19 protein-coding genes and 2 pseudogenes are annotated in these 20626 nt (G+C 45.0%); 13 read left to right on the plus strand and 8 right to left on the minus strand.

Going from position 1 to position 20626, the window contains the following annotated elements; translation table 11 throughout:
- Window positions 1–10: 10 nt before the first annotated feature.
- From gcvT to KO518_RS07100, 7 genes are all read left to right on the plus strand, one after another.
- Complete coding sequence (gcvT, locus tag KO518_RS07070) at window positions 11–1090, plus strand: glycine cleavage system aminomethyltransferase GcvT (protein ID WP_216025122.1); 1080 nt, start codon at window positions 11–13, stop codon at window positions 1088–1090.
- 32 nt (window positions 1091–1122) lie between these two features.
- Window positions 1123–1512 (plus strand): glycine cleavage system protein GcvH, encoded by a 390-nt coding sequence (gcvH, locus tag KO518_RS07075; RefSeq protein ID WP_216025123.1) that lies wholly within the window; start codon window positions 1123–1125, stop codon window positions 1510–1512.
- Window positions 1513–1598: 86 nt separating this feature from the next.
- Entirely contained in the window at window positions 1599–4496 is a 2898-nt protein-coding gene (gene gcvP, locus KO518_RS07080) for an aminomethyl-transferring glycine dehydrogenase (RefSeq protein ID WP_216025124.1), read from the plus strand.
- 282 nt (window positions 4497–4778) lie between these two features.
- Entirely contained in the window at window positions 4779–5312 is a 534-nt protein-coding gene (locus tag KO518_RS07085) for a DinB family protein (protein WP_216025125.1), read from the plus strand.
- A 125-nt stretch (window positions 5313–5437) separates the two neighbouring features.
- Entirely contained in the window at window positions 5438–5710 is a 273-nt protein-coding gene (locus KO518_RS07090) for a hypothetical protein (protein WP_216025126.1), read from the plus strand.
- 88 nt (window positions 5711–5798) lie between these two features.
- Complete coding sequence (locus KO518_RS07095; protein ID WP_216025127.1) at window positions 5799–6557, plus strand: hypothetical protein; 759 nt, start codon at window positions 5799–5801, stop codon at window positions 6555–6557.
- Window positions 6558–6635: 78 nt separating this feature from the next.
- Entirely contained in the window at window positions 6636–7289 is a 654-nt protein-coding gene (locus KO518_RS07100) for a uracil-DNA glycosylase family protein (RefSeq protein ID WP_216025128.1), read from the plus strand.
- Window positions 7290–7772: 483 nt separating this feature from the next.
- Here KO518_RS07100 and KO518_RS07105 read toward each other — a convergent pair whose 3' ends face one another.
- Both KO518_RS07105 and KO518_RS07110 read right to left on the minus strand, forming a co-directional pair.
- Entirely contained in the window at window positions 7773–8819 is a 1047-nt protein-coding gene (locus tag KO518_RS07105; protein ID WP_216025129.1) for an IS110 family transposase, read from the minus strand.
- Window positions 8820–8919: 100 nt separating this feature from the next.
- Window positions 8920–9093: pseudogene (locus KO518_RS07110) on the minus strand (IS110 family transposase); the annotation flags it as partial.
- 321 nt (window positions 9094–9414) lie between these two features.
- On the opposite strand from KO518_RS07110, the gene KO518_RS07115 reads away from it, so the two are divergent.
- Window positions 9415–9993, plus strand: a complete 579-nt coding sequence (locus KO518_RS07115; protein WP_216025130.1) for a PEP-CTERM sorting domain-containing protein — start codon at window positions 9415–9417, stop codon at window positions 9991–9993.
- Between the two features lie 123 nt (window positions 9994–10116).
- Here the strand turns inward: KO518_RS07115 and KO518_RS07120 are convergent.
- A pseudogene (locus KO518_RS07120) lies at window positions 10117–10785 on the minus strand (IS4 family transposase); the annotation flags it as partial.
- Between the two features lie 241 nt (window positions 10786–11026).
- Here KO518_RS07120 and KO518_RS07125 point away from each other — a divergent pair.
- Together KO518_RS07125 and KO518_RS07130 are read left to right on the plus strand one after the other, a co-directional pair.
- The gene (locus KO518_RS07125; protein ID WP_216025131.1) at window positions 11027–11362 is read left to right on the plus strand and encodes a hypothetical protein; all 336 of its coding nucleotides are present in this window, start codon (window positions 11027–11029) and stop codon (window positions 11360–11362) included.
- A gap of 306 nt (window positions 11363–11668) precedes the next feature.
- Window positions 11669–11860 (plus strand): hypothetical protein, encoded by a 192-nt coding sequence (locus KO518_RS07130; protein WP_216025132.1) that lies wholly within the window; start codon window positions 11669–11671, stop codon window positions 11858–11860.
- Window positions 11861–12010: 150 nt separating this feature from the next.
- Here the strand turns inward: KO518_RS07130 and KO518_RS19860 are convergent, their stop codons facing one another.
- On the minus strand, window positions 12011–12187 hold the full coding sequence (locus KO518_RS19860; RefSeq protein ID WP_252736007.1) for a hypothetical protein: 177 nt from the start codon (window positions 12185–12187) through the stop codon (window positions 12011–12013).
- A 46-nt stretch (window positions 12188–12233) separates the two neighbouring features.
- On the minus strand, window positions 12234–12380 hold the full coding sequence (locus KO518_RS19865; RefSeq protein ID WP_252736008.1) for a hypothetical protein: 147 nt from the start codon (window positions 12378–12380) through the stop codon (window positions 12234–12236).
- Between the two features lie 196 nt (window positions 12381–12576).
- Between KO518_RS19865 and KO518_RS07140 the strand changes: the two genes are divergently transcribed.
- Window positions 12577–13470 carry a response regulator gene (locus KO518_RS07140; RefSeq protein WP_216025133.1) on the plus strand — a complete coding sequence of 298 codons (894 nt, stop codon included), beginning with the start codon at window positions 12577–12579 and terminating at the stop codon, window positions 13468–13470.
- Here KO518_RS07140 and KO518_RS07145 read toward each other — a convergent pair.
- From KO518_RS07145 to KO518_RS07155, 3 genes are all read right to left on the minus strand, one after another.
- Window positions 13467–15380: an ATP-binding protein gene (locus tag KO518_RS07145; protein WP_216025134.1), complete on the minus strand. Its 1914-nt coding sequence runs from the start codon at window positions 15378–15380 to the stop codon at window positions 13467–13469. The genes KO518_RS07140 and KO518_RS07145 overlap by 4 nt on opposite strands.
- Before the next feature lie 38 nt (window positions 15381–15418).
- Window positions 15419–16480: a hypothetical protein gene (locus KO518_RS07150; RefSeq protein ID WP_216025135.1), complete on the minus strand. Its 1062-nt coding sequence runs from the start codon at window positions 16478–16480 to the stop codon at window positions 15419–15421.
- A gap of 92 nt (window positions 16481–16572) precedes the next feature.
- On the minus strand, window positions 16573–17529 hold the full coding sequence (locus tag KO518_RS07155) for a sterol desaturase family protein (protein WP_216025136.1): 957 nt from the start codon (window positions 17527–17529) through the stop codon (window positions 16573–16575).
- 809 nt (window positions 17530–18338) lie between these two features.
- On the opposite strand from KO518_RS07155, the gene KO518_RS07160 reads away from it, so the two are divergent.
- Both KO518_RS07160 and KO518_RS07165 read left to right on the plus strand, forming a co-directional pair.
- Entirely contained in the window at window positions 18339–19514 is a 1176-nt protein-coding gene (locus tag KO518_RS07160) for a HupE/UreJ family protein (RefSeq protein WP_216025137.1), read from the plus strand.
- Entirely contained in the window at window positions 19511–20497 is a 987-nt protein-coding gene (locus KO518_RS07165) for an MBL fold metallo-hydrolase (protein ID WP_216025138.1), read from the plus strand. The genes KO518_RS07160 and KO518_RS07165 overlap by 4 nt, the downstream gene beginning before the upstream one ends.
- Window positions 20498–20626: the final 129 nt, after the last annotated feature.

Consider the following 20626-nt stretch of genomic DNA (forward strand, 5'->3'; position numbering starts at 1 on the left):
ATAAAGTCACATGTCTAACACCACCGCATTACACGCTAAGCATCTTGAAGCTGGCGCGAAAATGGTCGATTTCTTCGGCTGGGATATGCCCATTAACTACGGTTCACAAATTGAAGAGCACCACGCAGTGCGGAACGATGCCGGTATGTTTGATGTATCGCACATGACCATCGTCGATGTAACCGGTGTTCAGGCGAAAAACTACCTGCGCTACCTGCTGGCAAACGACGTGGCCAAGTTGAAAGACAAGGGTAAAGCGCTTTACAGCGGCATGTTGAATGAAGCTGGTGGCGTGGTTGACGACCTTATCGTTTATCACTTCGACGACACCAACTATCGTTTGGTTGTGAACTCTGCCACACGCGAAAAAGACATGAATTGGCTCAACGACAAAGCCAGCGGTTTCGATGTAACGATTACAGAAAAACCCGACTTTGCGATGATTGCGGTACAAGGCCCCAATGCTAAGGAAAAGGCTGCGTCTTTGTTTTCAGAAGCACAAAAAGAAGCTGTGACTGGCATGAAACCCTTTTACGGTGTGCAAGCAGAAGACTTATTTATTGCTACCACAGGCTATACCGGTGAAGCGGGTTACGAAATTATGGTGCCCACCAGCCAGGCTGGTCAGTTTTGGCAGGGGTTATTGGATGCAGGCGTAAAACCCTGTGGCTTGGGTGCACGTGATACGCTGCGTTTAGAGGCTGGCATGAACCTGTACGGACAAGACATGGATGAAACCGTGTCTCCGCTGGCTGCCAATATGGGCTGGACGATTACCTGGGAGCCGACTGACCGCGATTTTGTCGGCCGCAAAGCCCTTGAAGCCCAGAAAGCAGAGGGCACCGAAAAGCTGGTAGGGCTGGTTATGACAGAAAAAGGCGTGTTGCGCCATGGCCTGAAAGTAAAAACACAATCTGGAGAAGGCGTGATCACATCAGGTACTTTCTCACCAACATTAGGACATTCTATTGCACTGGCCCGCGTGCCCGCCGATACAACTGATACCGTAGAGGTGGAAATGCGTAAAAAGTGGGTTACAGTAAGTGTGGTTAAGCCCAGCTTTGTTCGCAATGGTAAAAGTGTATTGTAATCCCAACTTCAAGGAATAATCAGGAATTTATTATGAGCAATATCCCAACAGATTTACGTTATGCATCAACTCACGAATGGGTTCGTCCGGATGGCGACGGTGTGTTTACTGTAGGCATTTCAGAGCACGCGCAGGAATTACTTGGCGATATGGTTTTTGTCGATTTGCCTGATGTAGGCGATGCGGTGAGTACTGGTGATGATGTGGCCGTTGCAGAATCTGTCAAAGCGGCGTCAGATGTATATGCACCTATAAGCGGTGAAATAGTGGCTGTTAACGAAGCGCTGGAAGATGCGCCTGAACAAGTGAACAGCGACCCATACGGCGACGGTTGGTTATTTAAAATTAAAGCAGAAGACCCTGCAGAAGTTGAAGGGTTGCTTGACGCTGAAGGTTACGAAAACAGCATCGACGAAGACTAAGCTGTCTGCGTTGCAACCATACTGATTAAAGGGGTACGCGTTTACCCCTTTTTGTTTATAACCCATTGCAAGTGCTTAACAAAACTATGTCGAATTCATCAATTACCCTGGCTCAGTTGGAGCAAAAAAATGCCTTTACCCGTCGCCATATCGGCCCAGGAGAGGAAGAAATTCAATCGATGCTGGCAGCGGTGGGCGCTGACTCTCTGTCTGATTTAATGGCGCAAACCGTACCCGCAGCTATTCAGCTGGAGAAGCCTATTGAAACCGGTGATGGCGCGACAGAAGTAGAAGCACTGGCAGCGCTGAAGGCCGTTGCATCTAAGAACAAAATTAACCGCTCTTTCATTGGCATGGGCTATTACGACACCCATGTTCCTAACGTTATCTTGCGCAATGTATTGGAAAACCCGGGGTGGTACACTGCTTACACGCCGTATCAGCCTGAAATTGCCCAGGGCCGTTTAGAAGCTATTCTCAATTTTCAGCAGGTGACCATTGATTTAACCGGCTTAGAGTTAGCGTCGGCCTCTTTGCTTGACGAAGGCACGGCTGCAGCAGAAGCCATGGCGTTGGCCAAGCGTGTCTCAAAAAACAAAAAGGCCAACCTGTATTTCATCGCCGATGACGTGCACCCGCAAACCCGTGATGTGGTAGAAACCCGTGCTGAAATGTTTGGTTTTGGTATTGTTACTGGCCCTGCTGAAGAAGCGGCTGAGCACGACGTATTCGGTGCATTGTTGCAATATCCTACGACAACCGGCGAAGTGAAAGACATCCGCGATATCATCGCTGCAGTGCAGGCCAAAAAAGGGATTGTGGCAGTAGCAGCAGATTTAATGAGTTTAGTATTACTGAAATCTCCCGGCGAATTAGGTGCTGATGTGGCGCTTGGTAGCGCACAACGCTTTGGTGTGCCAATGGGATACGGTGGCCCACATGCGGCCTTTTTTGCTACTCGCGACAGTTATAAGCGTTCGTTACCTGGCCGTATTATTGGGGTAAGTAAAGATACCCGTGGTCGCCCGGCATTGCGTATGGCGCTGCAAACCCGCGAACAACACATTCGACGTGAAAAAGCCAACTCTAACATTTGTACCGCGCAGGTGTTGCTGGCAAATATGGCATCGTTCTATGCGGTATATCACGGCCCTGAAGGTTTAAAAACCATTGCTAATCGCATTCACCGGTTTGCCGACATTTTGGCGACAGGCCTTACCCAGAAAGGATTGGCACTTAAGCACAGTACGTATTTCGACACGCTTACTGTAATGGTAGATAACAAAGCCGGTGTGCTGGAAGCCGCCTACACCAAAGGCATGAACCTGCGCGCTGATCTCGACGGTGCCGTGGGCATAGCACTGGATGAAACCACCACACGCAGCGATATCATCAATTTGTTCGACGTATTGTTAGGTGATGAACACGGGCTTACCGTAGAAGACCTCGATGCTGAAGTAACTACACAGGGCAGTCAGTCTATTCCCGCGGATTTAGTGCGTACGTCAGACATTCTCACTCATGAGGTGTTTAATCAGTATCACTCTGAAACAGAAATGCTGCGCTATATTAAGTCTTTGGAAAACAAAGATCTGTCGTTAAATCACTCAATGATTTCTCTTGGCTCATGCACCATGAAGTTAAACGCTACGGCTGAAATGATACCGGTGACCTGGCCTGAGTTTGGTCAGCTACATCCGTTTGCGCCGGTGGATCAAGCTAGCGGTTATCAGGCCATGATAGGCGAATTGAGCAAATGGCTTATCAACATCACAGGTTACGACGCGCTTTCTATGCAGCCTAACTCAGGCGCACAGGGAGAATACGCGGGCCTTTTAGCCATTCAGCGCTATCACGAAAGCCGCGGCGAAGGGCACAGAAATGTGTGCTTAATTCCAAGTTCTGCTCACGGTACTAACCCAGCATCTGCGCAAATGGTTAGTCTGAAAGTGGTGGTTGTGGCTTGTGACAAAAACGGAAACGTCGATTTAGCCGATTTACGCAAAAAAGCAGAAGAAGTGGGTGATAACCTGTCTTGCGCTATGATCACGTACCCGTCTACTCATGGTGTTTATGAAGAAACGATTCGCGAGATTTGTGACATCGTGCATGATCACGGTGGGCAAGTGTATATGGATGGAGCCAATATGAATGCACAGGTAGGCATTACCGCGCCTGGCTTTATTGGCTCAGATGTTTCACACCTTAACCTGCACAAAACCTTCTGTATTCCGCACGGTGGCGGCGGCCCAGGTATGGGACCTATCGGTGTGAAGTCTCACCTTGCCCCATTCCTGCCAAACCATTCCGTGGTGAATATTGCTACAAGTGGTGAGAATTGCGGTGCGGTATCGGCTGCGCCATGGGGCAGTGCGTCTATTCTGCCCATTAGTTACATGTACATTAAAATGATGGGCTCTGCCGGTTTACGCAAAGCTACCCAGGTGGCCATTTTAAACGCCAACTATGTAGCTAAATCTTTAGAAGGGCATTATCCGGTGCTTTATAAAGGCCGTAATGACCGTGTGGCGCACGAATGTATTATTGACTTGCGCCCCCTTAAAGAAGCCTCTGGCGTTACAGAAATGGACATTGCCAAGCGCCTGAATGACTACGGTTTCCACGCGCCTACCATGAGCTTCCCGGTAGCTGGCACGCTAATGATTGAGCCCACGGAATCGGAAGCCAAGTACGAACTTGACCGTTTCGTTGAAGCCATGATCAGCATTCGCGAAGAAATTGCCAAGGTAGAAAGCGGTGAATGGGATGCCACCGACAACCCACTGCACAATGCGCCACACACATTAGCCGATATTTGCGACAACGATTGGAACCGTAGCTATGACCGCCAGGTTGCGGCCTACCCAGTTGCCGCGGTAGCACGCAACAAGTTCTGGCCAAGTGTGAATCGTATTGATGATGTGTACGGCGACCGCAATTTGATTTGTTCTTGCCCGAGTATTGAGAGTTATTTGGACGAGTAGGTTGGTTGTGTCGTCAGTTTCAAATGAAGTTTGTGACTGATGAAAGGCTCAAATAAATTGTTGGATAAGCGAGCGCAATGCTCGCTTTTTTTGTGTGCATAAAATAAAAAGGAAAGTTTCCTTATTGGTAGTTCTTTAGCTCACAAGAAATCAGCAGGATGTTGATTAGACAACATTTCCGTGTAAGAGTGAGAAAATAAAATTTGTGATGTGTGGATTTGGTCCGTGTTTTATTCAGGATTTTTTCCACACATTAAGCTGTTATGCCCTCTTGGAAAACGAATGTCTTCGAAAAGTAATTTCATTTTAATGGCTGAATACAATAAATGGATGAACGCATCTATCTATTCTGCTGCGTCGAATTTAAGCTCAGAGGAACTTGCCAAGGATAGAGGGGCTTTCTTTGGCTCTATCATTGGTACACTCAATCATATCTTGGTGGCAGATATAATTTGGCTTAAACGTTTTGCCACTTATCCTAAAAATTTTTCTGCTTTAGATTCGTTAGCATCGAAGCCTAAACCTGAAAAACTAAATTCACTTCTGTTCTCAGAACTCGCCCTACTTAAACAAGAAAGGGTAAGTCTGGATAATACAATCTTGAATTTTGTTAATCAGCTTTCCGAGGGCATTTTAGCAAGTAACCTAAACTATCAAAATATGGGAGGCGTCTCGTATTCAAAATGCTTCGCACATCTAGTGCTGCATTTCTTTAATCATCAAACTCATCATCGTGGACAGGTGTCTACACTGTTATCACAACTTGGTGTAGATTTAGGCGTCACGGATTTGCTGGTTAAAATACCTAATGCGTAAAGGGCATAACAAGGCGCTTAACTCGCTCACTTCGTTCGCTGGGACACAAATACGCGGCGGCTTCGCCATTTTCGCCGCATGTTTGTGCCCGTTAGCTTAGCGTTATGTGTCACAAGGAGTAACGAGTGGGAATTGAACCATCGGCAACATGGCTACAAGTAGTCGCTGTATGTGGCGCAGTTGCAGCAATGCTATACGGCTTAAACATAATCTATAAGCGCGTCAAAGCTAAAAACCAAGGCTTCGGCCCAGCTACGTTAAAAGCTGTTGGTGTTGTATTGTTTATTCCAACTATTTTAATTCTTGCTGTCGTGACTGATTTTCAATCTGAAACCTTGGCTGCTTTACTAGGAACAGTCGCTGGCTATGTCCTCTCTAATGGCAAGTCCGATGACTAAACACATAACAAGAAAAGGCAGCATCGCCCCTGCGGGGCTGGACCTCGTTTCACTCGGCCGCTGCTATTGGCGTTAGGCAATATGGAAGATGAGTCCAATTAAAGAGTCTGAATCAGTATTAAAGGAATACTTAAAAATAGCTACGAGCTACTCAATCCCCTTATTCTGGGGAACGATGGAAAGTGGAATCGCTCAAAATGGTACAGCATTTATTTTGGATACAGGAGTCAAGAAATTTGTCGTAACTGCTGCTCATGTTTATCGTTCATACATAAAGCAAAAAAATGAAGGGAACGCTTCGATATGCCAGCTAGGGAAACTTGTTCTAGATTTAGATAAGAGACTTCTCTCGATACCGAAATCTAAAGATATTGATATCGCTACATTTGAAATTCATGATGATGAAATTGAAACTATAGGCTCCAACGTATTAAGGGGGAGCAACCAAGTATGGCCCCCCTCTCGACCAGAGCAAGAGAATATGGTTGTTGTGTCCGGCTTTCCCGGAGTAGAGCGAAAAAAGAATGCAGTAGATTACTATACCTTTGGTTATTACTGCTTTAATACGCCCATTAATACAGTTAGCGATAGACATTTTGGCTGTTCGTTTGACAGAGAATACTGGGTTGATGCTATTGGTAAAGGAATGCCGCCGGATAACTATGATATGGGAGGAATCAGTGGTGCACCCGCAATTGCTCTTATACGGTCAGAGGTTGGGATTGTTACTTGGAGGTTGGCTGGAGTGGTATATGAGGCAACGGCATCCGAAATGCTTGGTGAGATCATGTTTGCTCACCATGCAGATTTTATTCAGGCTGATGGATCTATTATAGCTCATGCCTAACAAAACAATCTTGCTGAGCGGTTTACGCTTCGCTCCAACCGCCCGCAAATTGTGGCGTTATACATTTCGAGGCACTAAATGAACAAGGAAGAAATCCCCAGAATTGCAAAAGAAGCCCTTTCTGAGATTTTAAGTGAATCTGGTGGTATTCTGTATAGCAGCCACGAAACGCTAAGATCTGGTGATGTGTACTTACTTGGTTTTAACCCTGGTGGCTCTGGCGGAAATCCTGTTGAGCAAAGCATTAACTCCATGCTCACAAACACAGATAATTCCTATCTTGATGAATGTTGGGAAAGTCATAGCGGTGCATGGGATAGCGGTAAAGCTCCTCTTCAAAAAAAAATTCAGTGGATTCTTGAAAGTCTTGGATTAAATACAAGAGATGTGTGTGCAAGTAATCTAATTTTCCTTCAAAGTCGGAAGGCAAGTGACATAAGCTTTTCGCTCGCAAAAAAGTGTTGGCCTGTTCATGATGCAATACTAAACATTATCAAACCAAAACTTATAATCGTTTTTGGCAACTCCAAAGTTTCTCCCTACAGATATTTACACTCTATGTTCGGTGGAGATGAAGAGCATTTCCCGTCAGGGCACGGCAATTGGTCGCTTAAGGGGTTTAGTTGCGAAATCAATGGTCGCTCCGTATATGTTGCAGGCCTTCCACATTTAAGCCGCTACTCACCAATAGGCAAAAAAGAGGTTGTTGAGTGGCTATCAAAACAAATATAACACATATGAGCCCAACCCCCGTTAATAGGTAATAACAATTCTCTGGCTGCGTCAGCAGCCAGTTCAAGTCCCTGTGCTAAACCTCTTAACTTCATCTGTCATGGTCATCGTCAGGCATCGCCTGCGGCAAACACATATATGACTGGCCGGTTACCGGGCTCTCTTAGTGCGATCTCATCGCTGCCTGCTGCCGGGCAATCCGTGGCGGGCGCAGGGGCACTAGACATTCATCGGTTAACCTGATGCTGGCACTATTCAAAACGTAATGGCTGATTATTCTCGCCAGTTAGTGGAAGGCTCAGTGCAGGTGCAAGCGATTTAGCACAGGGTATTGTTGCGCAACAGGCGGATGTCTAATCAAAGCGTGGTGGTTGTGGACACCGGTATAGTTCATCACATTGCAGGTTCACATGCCTAAATAAGTGATAAACATGATACTCGCCATTCGACCAGTTAGATTTTCAGCTCATCCGCCTGCGCGACTTACCCTGCTAAAAAGCGTTCACTGTCGAACACCGTTTTATTCTTCAACATATAATACATGCATCGCCCGAGTTTATGGGCCAGGGCCGAGAGTGCTTTTGCTTTACTCATGCGCTTTTGTAACTTAGCGAGATATGCTTGTGCACGTGGGTTGCCTTTCAAGAACAACACCGCTGCTTCCGAGAATGCCCACTTAAGATGTGCATTACCGATTTTATTGCCCTGAGTACCGTATGTTTTGCCTGCTGATTCTGCTTTGCATTTGACCAGCCGTGAATAGTAGGCGAACTTCTGAACACTCTCAAAGCGCTGGATATTGCCAATCTCGTAAAGAATCGTCAGAGCCAGAACCCGTCCGACACCCGGCAATGAACGTAGCAGATGATAGTCACGGCCGTTGTCATTTTTAGTTATCTTCTCTACATAACATTCGATACTGCTAACTTCATGGTCATAAATTTCAATCAGACGCAGATTCATATCCACACTGCGTTGTACCAGTGGGTCAGGAAAATAGCCGCGCATAGCATCCCGGCCCGTGGTGTAACTTAAATCTGATTTTTCGGGAAGTGACAGGTTGTACTGGGCAAGCGCATTCTTAACAAAGGCTTTTAATTCAGCACTGTGGCGCATGGCATGGGTTCGTCTTCGTAATAAGTCCCGGATAGCCCGTTTTTCCTTCGGATAAACATAAGCCAGAGGGAAATTGCCGCCCCGCATAAGCTTGGCAATTTTATACGCGTCAATTTTATCATTTTTGGTTTTGCCGCCATGAATAGCTTTCATGTACAAGGCGTGACCAAGTATAAAGTCGATGTTGTGCTGTTCGCAAAAATCACTGAGCCAATACCAGCAATGCATACATTCGGCACCGACAACAATATTCCCCAGATAGGGAGAAAGTAGTGTTAAAAGCTGTTCAGGCGAGTCTTTAATCTTCTTGTGAACCAGAATGTCGCCACGTTCATCGAGGATGCAAACGTAGAGCATTCGCGCATGAAGATCGATTCCGCAGTAAAAAGGATGTAAGTTAGTATAAAATTGCATTGAGTCTTCTCCGTTTTGGTTTGGTCGCCTTCCAGCTTAGCCAAGAAATTGGCTAAGCTGGGGAGAAGGCTCAATAAGTATCAAATTGCTTAAGAGTTTATCATGCAAGTACTCGGCTTAGTCTCAGCTTTGGATTAACTGATGTGAGAACCACTTCTTTAGCGATAGCCCATATGTAGGCTGCCATTTCTCGAGCAATCGCGGTAATGATAAAGTTGTAGTGTTTACCCTTTTTACTCATACGCTGATAGCGTTTGCAAAGACGCAGCTGTGCGCCCCCTCAATCAGTAAACGCCTTCGAAGGTGCTTCTACGACCTGTTAGCAGTGCCTTCATCACGTATAAAGTTAACCCACGAAAATGCGGGGGCTAGCATTTCACAGGGAGTCATTGTGTCTAGGCAGTAAAAAGAGCACCATTACCCAACTGTAAAATAGTTTTACAATTACCCGCATAAGGGTCATCTATTTTTACACTTTCGCGAATCGATTTGAGGAGGGGGGAGTAAAAACCTATAAAAAACAACGTGAAAAGATTCTTGGCGTATTTATTGCTTTTGGGTAATCGCTTTGCAGTCTTTCTAACTGGGGATAAAAATGAAAAAAGTTCTAGGCCTAATGTTACTGATGTCGGCTTTTTCAGTGAACGCCACCTTGATAGATTTTTCAACCGTTGATTCGTATCATAATGGCGTTGCGATTGAGCGGATTGGGGATGTTACTTTTAGTTTCGAAGTAGCACCATCCCATCCCGATGGATTTCATCAATTCTCAGGTTACGCATTTAATGCTTATGGAGAAAGTGGAGAATATTTTACTTTTGATAGTGCTGTAACTCTTAACAGTTTAGATCTCACAATAGATCCGAGTTGCTGTGGTTCTTTTATGTCAGAATTAACAATCAGCCTATTTGATGATAGTAACTTCCTTTTATCCTCTGTTGTAGCAGACACACAAAACTGGGTTACATATGGGTTTAATGTCTCGGGAGTGAAAACGGTATTGTTCGATGGGTTTACTGACCCAGGACTTATTAGAGATGGTAGGCCTATAGCACATTTTGGTCTCGATAACATTTCCTATAATGTCGCAGCTGTCCCTGAGTCGGCATCACTTGCTCTTCTGAGTTTTGGGCTAGCTGGAATTGGTTTCTCTAGAAGAAAGAAAAAGGCCTAGCAATAAAAAGCTTAGTCGGAAGATATATTTGAGCCCAGATATTTAACTGGGCTTTTTTATGCGCAGCCAAAGCCTTCAATCGGTTATGCTTATCGTCTGGTAAACGTATGGTTAAGTGGACAGGCTTTTACGACCTAACTGACCAAACCCTGGGTAACGCGCCTTGGCATTAGCTGAAGGATAAAAAGACTTGTTGCTGCGCCACTTAGATTGCCCCTGTTCACGAAAGCCAACTTCACCCCGGACACGTCCAAGCCAGAACCAACCAAGCTTTTCAACTTCACGGAACCAGGTGTTTCGGTAGCCTGCATCAGTGACAATAAGCGGACAACAGCGCTGAGGCAGAATGGCTGCTAATTCTCGTAACAAGGGATTATGACTGACCGGAGAATTGTATTGAGAAAATGGAAATACCCGTTCGTAGAGAATGACCGAGCGGCCCTCAAAACTTACTGATGCACGCAGAGTTTGATGGCGCATTTGCTCTCGTACATCAGACCAGCCAATGAGTATTATTGGCATTGGATTCGCCCCGCAGAGAAGCCTTGCATGCCAGCGATAAATATCGAATCTCTCGTTGTGCAAAGCGTGATTACCAAGCAGCCGGTCAATCCGTTTAATGTTGTGCTTCGCGGCAACCGTCCCGGTGATATTGCGGCCCAATTCGGTAAGCGACAGTTGCTGTCCATCAAGCAACGATTGCACAGCAACCATTAAAGAAGATAGACGTTTTTGATGTAAATTCGGGCATTGATTTTTGAGTAAATCATGTAAGATAGATATATCACGCATGGTGTGTTGTTCTGGTATGTTTTTGGCGAAATGAATTAGATCAAATTGCACTATGCGTGTCTATATTATTGAATCTGCTTTAATTTATGAGGGGATTCGTTAGAGTTGGGCGTTATGCACTAGGGATACATAGGAGCTTTTATGGATAAAAAATCGTGCCTTAATCTATTTAGCTTTACCTATCGTGTGGTTTTTCTATCTGTTCTTTGTCGGAATATTTGTCTGGTTTAGCTACAACCCAATGAGTTTTATTCTGGAGCATTTTCAGAGCTTCATTCGTAACCACGAACAGCTTTATTATCTTTTGCTCGGCTTCCATGATGTTTTAATCAATATGGCCATATCACTACCGTTTGCCTATGGCGCTACAAAACTAATCAAAACCAATTTGTTAAAGCCTTTACTGTTTGCGGCGTTTATTGTCTTTGTTTTTATGCACTGGCATATGATTAGAAACCTTATACAGTTTTCAGGCAACGATGTTGTTTATAGAACCATCATTATTTTGGGGTATGCGGTTCAATTGCCATTAGCGTACGGTTGTGTCAGTTTTTTTCAGCAGCGTGCAAGTGCATAACAAAGCGCTTAACACGTGTGCCACTGCGTGCCACACTGGGACACAAACGCAGCGGTGCTTCGCAATGTTACCGCTGCATTTGTGCCCGTTAGCTTAGCGTTAGCACAACCAAGGATTGAGCATGGAATTAACTGTACACCAGCAAATTTACTACTCTAATAAAGAGTTGGTATGTAGTGGTATAGTGAATTTGTTTATCCTCCGTCTAAAGATATCGTTGACCGCCTTGCAGATACCTATATCAGCGACGACCTCGGTGAACTAAAAATAATAAAAGAGGATAACAAGGTATTTTTAGATCAGGGCGTGTGGACAGCGGAAGTAGATAAAAAAGTAAATCAGGATGGAAGCAATGCTTTATTTGTCATCGGCGCAGGGTTGTTAAGCTTGGAATTCGTTATTGGTGAGGAAGAAGGCGTAAGCGTGTTAACGCTTTCTGATGGCCAACACAACTACACGTTTCGAGCAGTTTCACAGCCCAATGATTCAGGATCGTAACTTTTTGTACAAGGCTCGTTATTAACTCCGCCTTTAACGCCTATTTTTATATAGCCACCAGGGTTAGTGTACAAAAAGCCTTATCTTACGTGAAAAGCAGCTTTACACGGTCAACATGTTTGATTACCCGGCACTGGGCCGAACTGTTGATCAAGAATGCGTTGAATTTAAAGGTTCAATTAATTCGCGAGTTACCCGATAGCCTTCAATGGACAGTGACTGGTAGGCGTCTGTAACATATTTGTCTTCCACTTCGGCCATGTAGGTTTGGATGTCGATGGTTTGGTGTGGTTGTTCTGGAAAGTGCGCGATAATGCTTTCACGCATTTACGCCCACATGAACCTTATGTGATTAACATAGGGTGACACATCTCTACGACCAAAGTTCACCTGCACTTTCTATGCGAAAGGATCTTCTTCCGGCACTTTCAAATCGGCCGGCAATCACGCTGTGGTTACCGGCGAGTAAAACAGACAATACGTCGGATGCATCTGTCACCATCGATAAGGCAGTATGCATTTGAATGGGCGCATTTTGAAACTGATTCGCCGAAGAATAGACAAGCGCTGCTGCTAAGCTGTAAACATTGAGTCCGTTCAGGTTTTCAATGTATTCTGGATACGCAAAATACCCGTGCGTATGGCTGCAATTTGTGTTTATACTGACTATTAATATTTTGTATGATTTGCTCGTTTAAGTTAGTTGGATGGCGCTTATGTACACGGTGTTAGTCGTTGATGATTCACCTGATTCCCTTAGCTTAATTAACGATATTCTTGAAAAGGAAGGTATTAGTACGTTGGTCGCGCTAGAAGGCGGCCAGGCAATCACTATCGCCGAGCAAATCAAGCCCGATATTATTCTACTTGATGCTATGATGCCCAAAATAGATGGCTTCGAAACATGCGTGCGGCTCAAACAAAATCGCGAGCTACAGCATATTCCTGTTATCTTCATGACAGGATTAACCGATTCAAAGAGTACCCTCAAAGGCCTGAACGCTGGAGGTGTAGATTATATTGTTAAACCTGTAAATCCGGATGAACTGGTAGCGCGCATTAAAATCCACGCGAACAATGCGCAAATAACCTCCAGCGCGCAACAAGCTTTGGATTCTATGGGGCAAAACCTCTTCGCAGTCAATCAAGTGGGAGAGTTGCTATGGGCTACTCCGCAAACCCACGATTTTTTATCTAATATTCCTCTGGCAGACGATTGGTTTCACGAGAGTTTAATTCCTGCGGTTAAGCATATTCTGTCTCACGATGAATTAAAGACAGTGACACAGAGTGTGGCCTATAAAGGTGGTGGGTGTGAACTCGCGTTCGTGTCGCAGCGTGAAAATGGCGATAGCACGTTTAGAGTTAATCACGCAGTTAAAGTGATGTCTGGCGAGGAGAAACTGAAAACAACGCTCAATCTGACAGGCCGTGAGTCTGAAGTGCTGTACTGGTTATCGAACGGTAAAACCAATAAAGAGATTGCGCATATTCTGGATATCGGACCACGTACCGTAAACAAACATTTAGAACAGGTTTTTGCAAAATTAGGCGTAGAAAACCGTACAACAGCGGCGGGTATCGCGATACGCGCCCTAGCGGTTAACTAGTTGATAAGTTCATCAAGTTTCTCGACCACTTTGGCAAATTGTATTTGCGAGGCCAATTGTTTCAGTGTTTTTTGAGTTTCCATAGGCATGTAGAAGTGGTCTGATATGTCTTCTAATTTTGCGGTAAAGCCTGATAAGTAACCTATTTCAGCAAGCGACTTAAGGGCTTGATACTGATTTTTCCCTACCAAGGGTTTGTTTTGGGCATTTTCGATGGTTGATTGTGCGTGACTTTCATCATCGTGTTTTATCCACTCAATATTTAACCAGTGCCCTAGTTTGTCTATCAGGTTGTTAATAACAAATGGCTTGGTAAGGTACTCATTGTGGTATTGCTGTGCATTGTCTTCCATATCGAGTTCGCGCACGTTAGCTGACACTATAATAATGGGCACCTTGCTACCTGACTGTCGTATCATTTTAGCTGCTTGCCAGCCACTTATTTCGGGCATCTTTAAATCGAGCAAAATAAGATCTATCGGATGCTGTTCCAACATGGCTATGCCTTCACTAGCGTCATTTGCAGTGATTACATTAAACCCCAGGGGAGTGAGGATATCGTGCATTAGTTGACGCTGGCTGGCTTCATCGTCGATGGTAATTACAGTTTTTCGCGGGCCTTCATAACCTGTTACATTGTTGTCTTCATCAACGGGAATCCTATTGGTGTTAGTCAGCCGTGGCAGCATAAGGCTCACACTAAAGCAGCTGCCTTGGCCGAGGGTACTGGCTAAGCTAATGTCACCTCCCATAAGCTCTGCCAGTGCCCGGGAAATAGTCAGACCAAGCCCAGTTCCAGATACTGCTGTGTTGCTATGTGATACCCTTTCAAACGGGTGAAAGACGATTTCCTGATCCTTTTCGTCGATCCCAGGGCCCGTATCCTTGATAACAAAGTGACATACCTCGTTACGGTATCTTACTGCGAAAGAAACGCTACCGCGCTGAGTAAATTTAACGGCATTGGAGATTAAGTTGATTAAAATTTGGCGTAAACGTTGTTTGTCGCCCGAGACAAAATGAGGTAAGTGCGAAGGAAAGTGATAGTTAAAAGTTAACCCCTTAGAAATCGCCTGTTGCTGAAACATCGCAACTAATTGTTCTAGCAGAGGGCGTAACTGAATGTCTTCGCGATGAACTGACAAACGCCCGGCTTCGATTTTGGATACCTCTAATACGCCTTCAATCAGGTCGCTTAAATATTCTCCATTGCGTTTCATCGTGTGTAAGGGTTCTTTGGCGTGTTTGGGCATACGCCCGTCGCCAGACAGCAATTGTGCGTAGCCTAACAGCACATTCAAGGGGGTTCTTAATTCATGGCTTAAGCCTGCTAAATAGCGGCTTTTTGCCTTATTGGCAGATTCTGCTTCTTCTTTCGCTAACTGATAAGCACGGGCGGTTCTTTCATGAGCTGCTACTTCGGTAGCCAGCGCTTTTGTTTGCGCTCGTAATTCGTTTAACGTTAAGCGGTTACTAAACCTTGCCAGTGTAAATAGCCAGCTTACTACGCCTGTGATGATCAACAAAAAGAAAAATATCTTGAACAAGGTCGCGGCAAATACAGTTTTCAACTCTGGCGTTGCCATAGGAATTTGCCAGTAGATTAACACCAAAATAGTGGCTGACATGCCAGTTAATAATAAGGTGAGTAACAAACTCTGGGCAATAGGCGTTGAAAGGAAGTGTAACGTATTAGCACTAAAATAACGTTCAAAAATCGAAAGCGCCCGAGCTGATAGTGTGGTGTCTTCACGGCATTGTTCTTCGCGACGAACATCTGGGCTACAACGTGTAGAAATAGATTGATTGTATGTTGGACAAAAGCGCATACCTGCTTTGTCAAACGTATTTTCACACAAACTGCATTCGTGTTCATTGCCACTCAATTCGTGTGTGTCATTGGCTATCAAATAGTATTTTCCTTAAATTATTTAACTGGTTTAACGTGCTACAGTTGATCCCACTCTGACCATTCTATGGTTCGGCCTGGATAGACAACCTCAGCGAAGGGCCAGTTTTCTTCTACCCATTGCTGAGTCCATTCGAAAAGCGCTGCGTCAAAACCCGCATCAAAATCAGCTTTCGTGACCCACAATGTAACCTGGGCATCATAACCGGGTTTCTTACTTGGCTTAATATACACACAACCCATTTCTCGCTTTCCATCTTTGCTAAGCACTCCATAAGCGAATGACTTACGTTGATTGAACCGGCTCTGCTCATTTAACATATCTTGCATCGCATCCTCAGCCGAAATGTTCTCGTGTGGCCAATTCTCGCTGCGAGTGAAGGTTTTCTGCAGATGTTCAATTGAAGACATATAGGCAGTGAAATCCAGATCTACCAAATCAGGACCAAGAGGTACCAAGTCGAAATCAGTTGTTTCGACGAGAACTGGTGGCTCAAACTCGGCGGGTATAAACGCTGCGTTGGATTCGGCCTTTTTTGCTTTCATAAACTGCTTATAGCCATCAGTCATCGCTCTGGCGCAGTCGCCAGGAGTTGGGCGAACTCCGTCAACTCGTTTACAGGGGCCTTCCATCACTTTAGGAAGGTTAGACTCAACCCATTTTCGAGCTTCGTAATAAATAGGCTGATCATTGGAGCTGGTTTTGACTCCCGTGATAACACCCTTCTCAAAGGTCAGATGAAATGTATCGGTAACGTTGAAGCCTGTTTCCAGCGCGACAACCGGGTCGTCTTGAACGGTGATCGCACAGGCGATGACATTTTCTTTTTCAAGAGTGCAGGGCGCTCGCTCTATTACTATATAATTGCCTCCCTCAGCCCAGGCTTGATAGCCCAGGATCCCTGCCTCAGCTTTGCCCGCTTTACTAAGATAAGGCTTCAATTTGGTGGGGTCGAACGAATAGAACGCGTCAATCATTCCCTCCGCTGTTGCCAGGTTTTTAGCCAGTTCTTCATCAGCATCCAGCTCACGTGTACACGCAGATAAAGCGATCGTGATTAACATATAACTTAAGGCGCGTATTTTGAGCGACTTGTACATAGAAGGTTCTCCGAGTTTTGGGATTTAGAGTATCTTTGCGTCCACACGCTCCACAAAATATCTGCGGTGTTTATCACTACTGTACAAACAAACTACAAATCTTTGAGTTTATCGTTCGAATAGAAAGACAGAAGCAACTGTTTTTTAATCGAGAGAGGCTTCGCTTTCCCAGCGCCGATTTGGCCAACCTCTGCGTCGCCACAATAGGTACCGAAGAGGCGATCCCACAAGATAATCATGCAGCCATAGTTTGAGTCTGATTGCCTGCGATCTACAGCGTGATGCGCATGGTGTTGCGGCGCCGTGGCAAATATCCAGTCGTAGACTGGTAACGTTCTGATAGGTAGATTGGAGTGATTTAGGATTGCGTTCCATATGTTGAAAGCACCCACTACGGTCATGACGCCATCGCTAGCGCCTAATAGCGCCAGTGCCACGGGAGTTCCCAATAACAAAGTCAGCCATTCGAGGGGGTGAGTGCGGTCTCCGCGCATACAGCCCATTTTGGTGATGTGGTGATGAGTCGCGTGCATACGCCAGAAAAAGAGCGATTCGTGTTGCACGCGATGCAGCCAATAGTAGACGAAACTGGATATCAGCAAGACAATAAGCGCGGCGCCGAACAACCCTAACACAGATGTAGGTTCTAAACTTATTTGTAACGGAGTTAAGTCGCGTACTGCCCTAAATCCTTCCGAGAGAGGTGTTTCGTAAAAATCGCTGTACAGCGGAACCCAGAGAAAGCCAGCGAATGCCAGCCAAAACGCGTCTTCTACCATCTCTTTTGGCTCCAACAACCAATCTTTACGTTTGGTCCAGATCCGCTCTGCAAATATGCAAAGTGGTATCGGTAGTACAATCATGATTGCGGAAAATAGCTCTTGGTGAAGCCAGTTTACGCTGACCATAAAAGCAACAAGTAACATAGAGCCGATCACAAGAACGGGTTGGACTAATGCCCATGCCAAGCTTTTCTGAGTAGGGGCTATACTGGGGATAACCTCATCGACCCCGGGATTGGCGTCAATGTCTTGTGCATTGTTTGTCATTGCTCTGCTCCGACTGATTGTTTTTAGTTGAGTGTAGTTCTACACATCTACCAAATTGAGCAAAATTTAAGCCATTTTTAATTAAGCGAGATTTGTTTTTCGACGTGCGAATATGAATGAAAATGAGAAAAACATGTAAATATTTTTTAATTTCAATATCTTATGTAAATATTAATAATATGCCTTCACAATCTATAGCTTTAAATTCGCTATAGCTTTAAATTCGTCGCGGTGATGCAGAAAACTAGGCAAGGTAATGCGTTAACAGAAGACGTTGAGCGATTAGAAATTTTTACCATTCCCTTGTATTCCGGTGTTACAACACTTTCCAAAAAGGAACACAAAGTTAAAAGTCGACTATTTATGCAGAAAAAGAGTGCATCTGCTTTTTATTGGTGCATTTTTAGTCAGTCTGATTTTGAAAGTCAACTACGATACGGCCTAAATACTGGCTATTCGTATGATTTAAATTAGCTTTTAGTCAAACCAAAAAGTTGGCAATGCATTTGCTTTATATGACATAAACCGCACCCATTGTCGTCGCGGCACTGAAAAATTCAAATAGTAATCCAGGGTTTCCGTAGCTAACTAAACTCTACGTCTGGTCCGAGAGTTTACGGCCTCAGTTAATCACTTTGTTGATAGGTTACATGGCGGGATAAACCCCCAGGTGGCTTGATTGGGGCAACCTGCGCACTACACGTGTGTTCGCTTACGTAAAACAATATTACATATGTTCATAGCCGTTTGAAATCACCTCCGTAGGATACCAGTTGCAAGCAAGGTACAAAATATGGAAAACATTAATTATGTTTAAAAAAGGGCCACTTGTTAAATGGCGCGTGTCTAGTGTTTGCTTCTGGTTATTGATCTGCTCAGTCGACTTGCATGCTCACTTGCTTAACATGACCGAAGTTCAAGTGGACATTCGTGAGCCTGAAGCAGCAAAACTAATCATTAAAATCGATTTAGGGCAGTCATTAATGCGGCCAGCAGACTATTGGCAAGCCGTTTCAGCGCAACCTGCTGAACAAGCACAATTACTGGCCCCATTTGCTGAGCAGCTTAGTAGGGGTATTAAAGTTTCCATCGACGGCCAGGTTTATCCATCTCTTTTGCTTTCCTGGCAGCTGGAGGCGCTTTCACTTGAGGCCATTAAGAATCCCCTTTCACCTCAGATGGCGACACTTGCGTTTACGTTTGACACAAAATCAGTTCCAGCTATCGAAGTAGTTGAAGTGAGTATTGACGAAAATCTGAAAGTCCCTTGGCCAACCTTATTACGTGTAGACTCCGCAGAAAATCCTTTGCCGGTCTCGCGATTGTTGACTGCCAACGAACGCAGTAGTAGACCGATTGCGTTAAACCCAAACTCCTCGAAGTCAGACACTTCAACTTCGGCGGGATTGATAATTGCCTTCTTGGACTGGATACCAAGTATTAGCTGGGCGGCTATAGGTTTTCAACACATTATTCCATCAGGCTTAGATCATATTGTCTTTGTGTTGGGCCTGTTTTTCTTATCTACAAAGTTGTCCACGCTATTTTATCAAGTGAGCTGTTTCACTGTTGCGCATTCACTCACTCTTGGGCTCGCAACCTTGGGTATGGTGTCAATTCCAGCCTCGGTGGTCGAACCATTAATAGCAGCATCAATTATTTTCATAGCGGTGGACAATTTGTACAGCCACTCTCTCGCTCGATGGCGGCTTGCGATAGTGACGATATTCGGTTTGCTTCATGGACTAGGTTTCGCGGCAGCACTTTCTGACTTGATCCTGCCTGCCGATAATTTTTTCTCTGCTTTATTTTTCTTCAACCTTGGCGTTGAAGTCGGGCAACTAACAGTGTTAGTTCTTGCGTTTCTGACGATAGGTTGGTTACGAAATTGGACTAAATATTCAGAACGGGTTGCGCGTCCGGCAACGGTTACAATCGCTGGGATTGGAACTTATTGGCTAGTAAAGAGGATAGCACTAGTATGACTTTAAAAGGTAAAAAAGAGCAGTTGCGAACCGGAGTTAGCATTGTGCTTGTAGCCTCTGTCTTGCTGACGTTCGATATGGCCTATTCAGCAATGAGTATTACATTGAGTTTTCCATTGGAAGGGAGAGCAGAGGGGGAGTTCCCTGATGAGTGGATTCATGGCTCCAAGTCAGCGATGGATAACACCGACCCGGCAGTTCAGGTACACGCTTATAATGAGCACACTTATATTTTGCGGGAAAATAAGGCTATTAATTATGAAGGTGCATTTATGTACCTGTTTTTTGGTGATGGCGTGGCTATGCTCATCGATCAGGGCTCTACATCTTCGCCAGCGCTATTCCCGCTTCGTACAGTTGTGGACCAGGTAATTGCAGATTGGGAAATTAAGCATGGCAAAAGTAATACAAAGTTGATCGTTGCCAATAGTCATTTGCATGGCGACCACTATGCGGCATGGAATCAGTTTGTTGATCGGCCCAATACGGTGATGGTTGGTCTTACTCACGAGGAAGTAATGGCATTCTGGGGTATCGATAATTACCCTGAGCAAGTTGTGACTTACAATCTCGGCGGCCGAGAGCTCACTGTAACTGGTTCTCCCGGCCACCAGGGCTCTGAGATCGCCATCTATGATGGCTGGACAGATCTACTGTACACGGGAGATATGTTCTACCGAGGCCGTTTGTATATAGATGATTGGAATGCTTGGGCCACAAGTATCCGCAAATTACGGGATATCGCTAACGACAATCCTGTGGCTTATTTGGTCAATAATCATATTGAGATGACGCGCGAACCTGGCGTGGATTACCCTATCGGAACAACCTGGCAACCAAATGAACCGCCAATGCAAATGAACATTGAGATGCTCGACGAAGCGGTCAAAGCAAGCTATGAAATCGAAGAACCAGGGATCTATCGATACGACGATTTCCTAATTTATAACGAAGTCCCCTGGGCTTATACAACGGACCTATAGATTATGCTGACCAAGTCCATTTTAATAATAAATATACTATTACTGTTTTGTAATAGCGTACAGGCACAGATTTCATTTGAAAGAGACGACCCGGCTCCTGGTAATCTGAGGTTTAGCTGGATTCATGGC

It is taken from the genome of Aestuariibacter sp. A3R04, from assembly GCF_018860805.1.
Classification (GTDB): domain Bacteria; phylum Pseudomonadota; class Gammaproteobacteria; order Enterobacterales; family Alteromonadaceae; genus Alteromonas.

Bases quoted from the DNA above. Each gene is read 5' to 3' on its own strand.
- gcvT (WP_216025122.1), top strand. From the start codon at position 11: ATGTCTAACACCACCGCATTACACGCTAAGCATCTTGAAGCTGGCGCG.
- gcvH (WP_216025123.1), top strand. From the start codon at position 1,123: ATGAGCAATATCCCAACAGATTTACGTTATGCATCAACTCACGAATGG.
- gcvP (WP_216025124.1), top strand. From the start codon at position 1,599: ATGTCGAATTCATCAATTACCCTGGCTCAGTTGGAGCAAAAAAATGCC.
- KO518_RS07085 (WP_216025125.1), top strand. From the start codon at position 4,779: ATGTCTTCGAAAAGTAATTTCATTTTAATGGCTGAATACAATAAATGG.
- KO518_RS07095 (WP_216025127.1), top strand. From the start codon at position 5,799: ATGAGTCCAATTAAAGAGTCTGAATCAGTATTAAAGGAATACTTAAAA.
- KO518_RS07100 (WP_216025128.1), top strand. From the start codon at position 6,636: ATGAACAAGGAAGAAATCCCCAGAATTGCAAAAGAAGCCCTTTCTGAG.
- KO518_RS07105 (WP_216025129.1), bottom strand. From the start codon at position 8,819: ATGCAATTTTATACTAACTTACATCCTTTTTACTGCGGAATCGATCTT.
- KO518_RS07115 (WP_216025130.1), top strand. From the start codon at position 9,415: ATGAAAAAAGTTCTAGGCCTAATGTTACTGATGTCGGCTTTTTCAGTG.
- KO518_RS07125 (WP_216025131.1), top strand. From the start codon at position 11,027: ATGAGTTTTATTCTGGAGCATTTTCAGAGCTTCATTCGTAACCACGAA.
- KO518_RS19860 (WP_252736007.1), bottom strand. From the start codon at position 12,187: ATGCGTGAAAGCATTATCGCGCACTTTCCAGAACAACCACACCAAACC.
- KO518_RS19865 (WP_252736008.1), bottom strand. From the start codon at position 12,380: ATGCATACTGCCTTATCGATGGTGACAGATGCATCCGACGTATTGTCT.
- KO518_RS07140 (WP_216025133.1), top strand. From the start codon at position 12,577: ATGTACACGGTGTTAGTCGTTGATGATTCACCTGATTCCCTTAGCTTA.
- KO518_RS07150 (WP_216025135.1), bottom strand. From the start codon at position 16,480: ATGTACAAGTCGCTCAAAATACGCGCCTTAAGTTATATGTTAATCACG.
- KO518_RS07155 (WP_216025136.1), bottom strand. From the start codon at position 17,529: ATGACAAACAATGCACAAGACATTGACGCCAATCCCGGGGTCGATGAG.
- KO518_RS07160 (WP_216025137.1), top strand. From the start codon at position 18,339: ATGTTTAAAAAAGGGCCACTTGTTAAATGGCGCGTGTCTAGTGTTTGC.
- KO518_RS07165 (WP_216025138.1), top strand. From the start codon at position 19,511: ATGACTTTAAAAGGTAAAAAAGAGCAGTTGCGAACCGGAGTTAGCATT.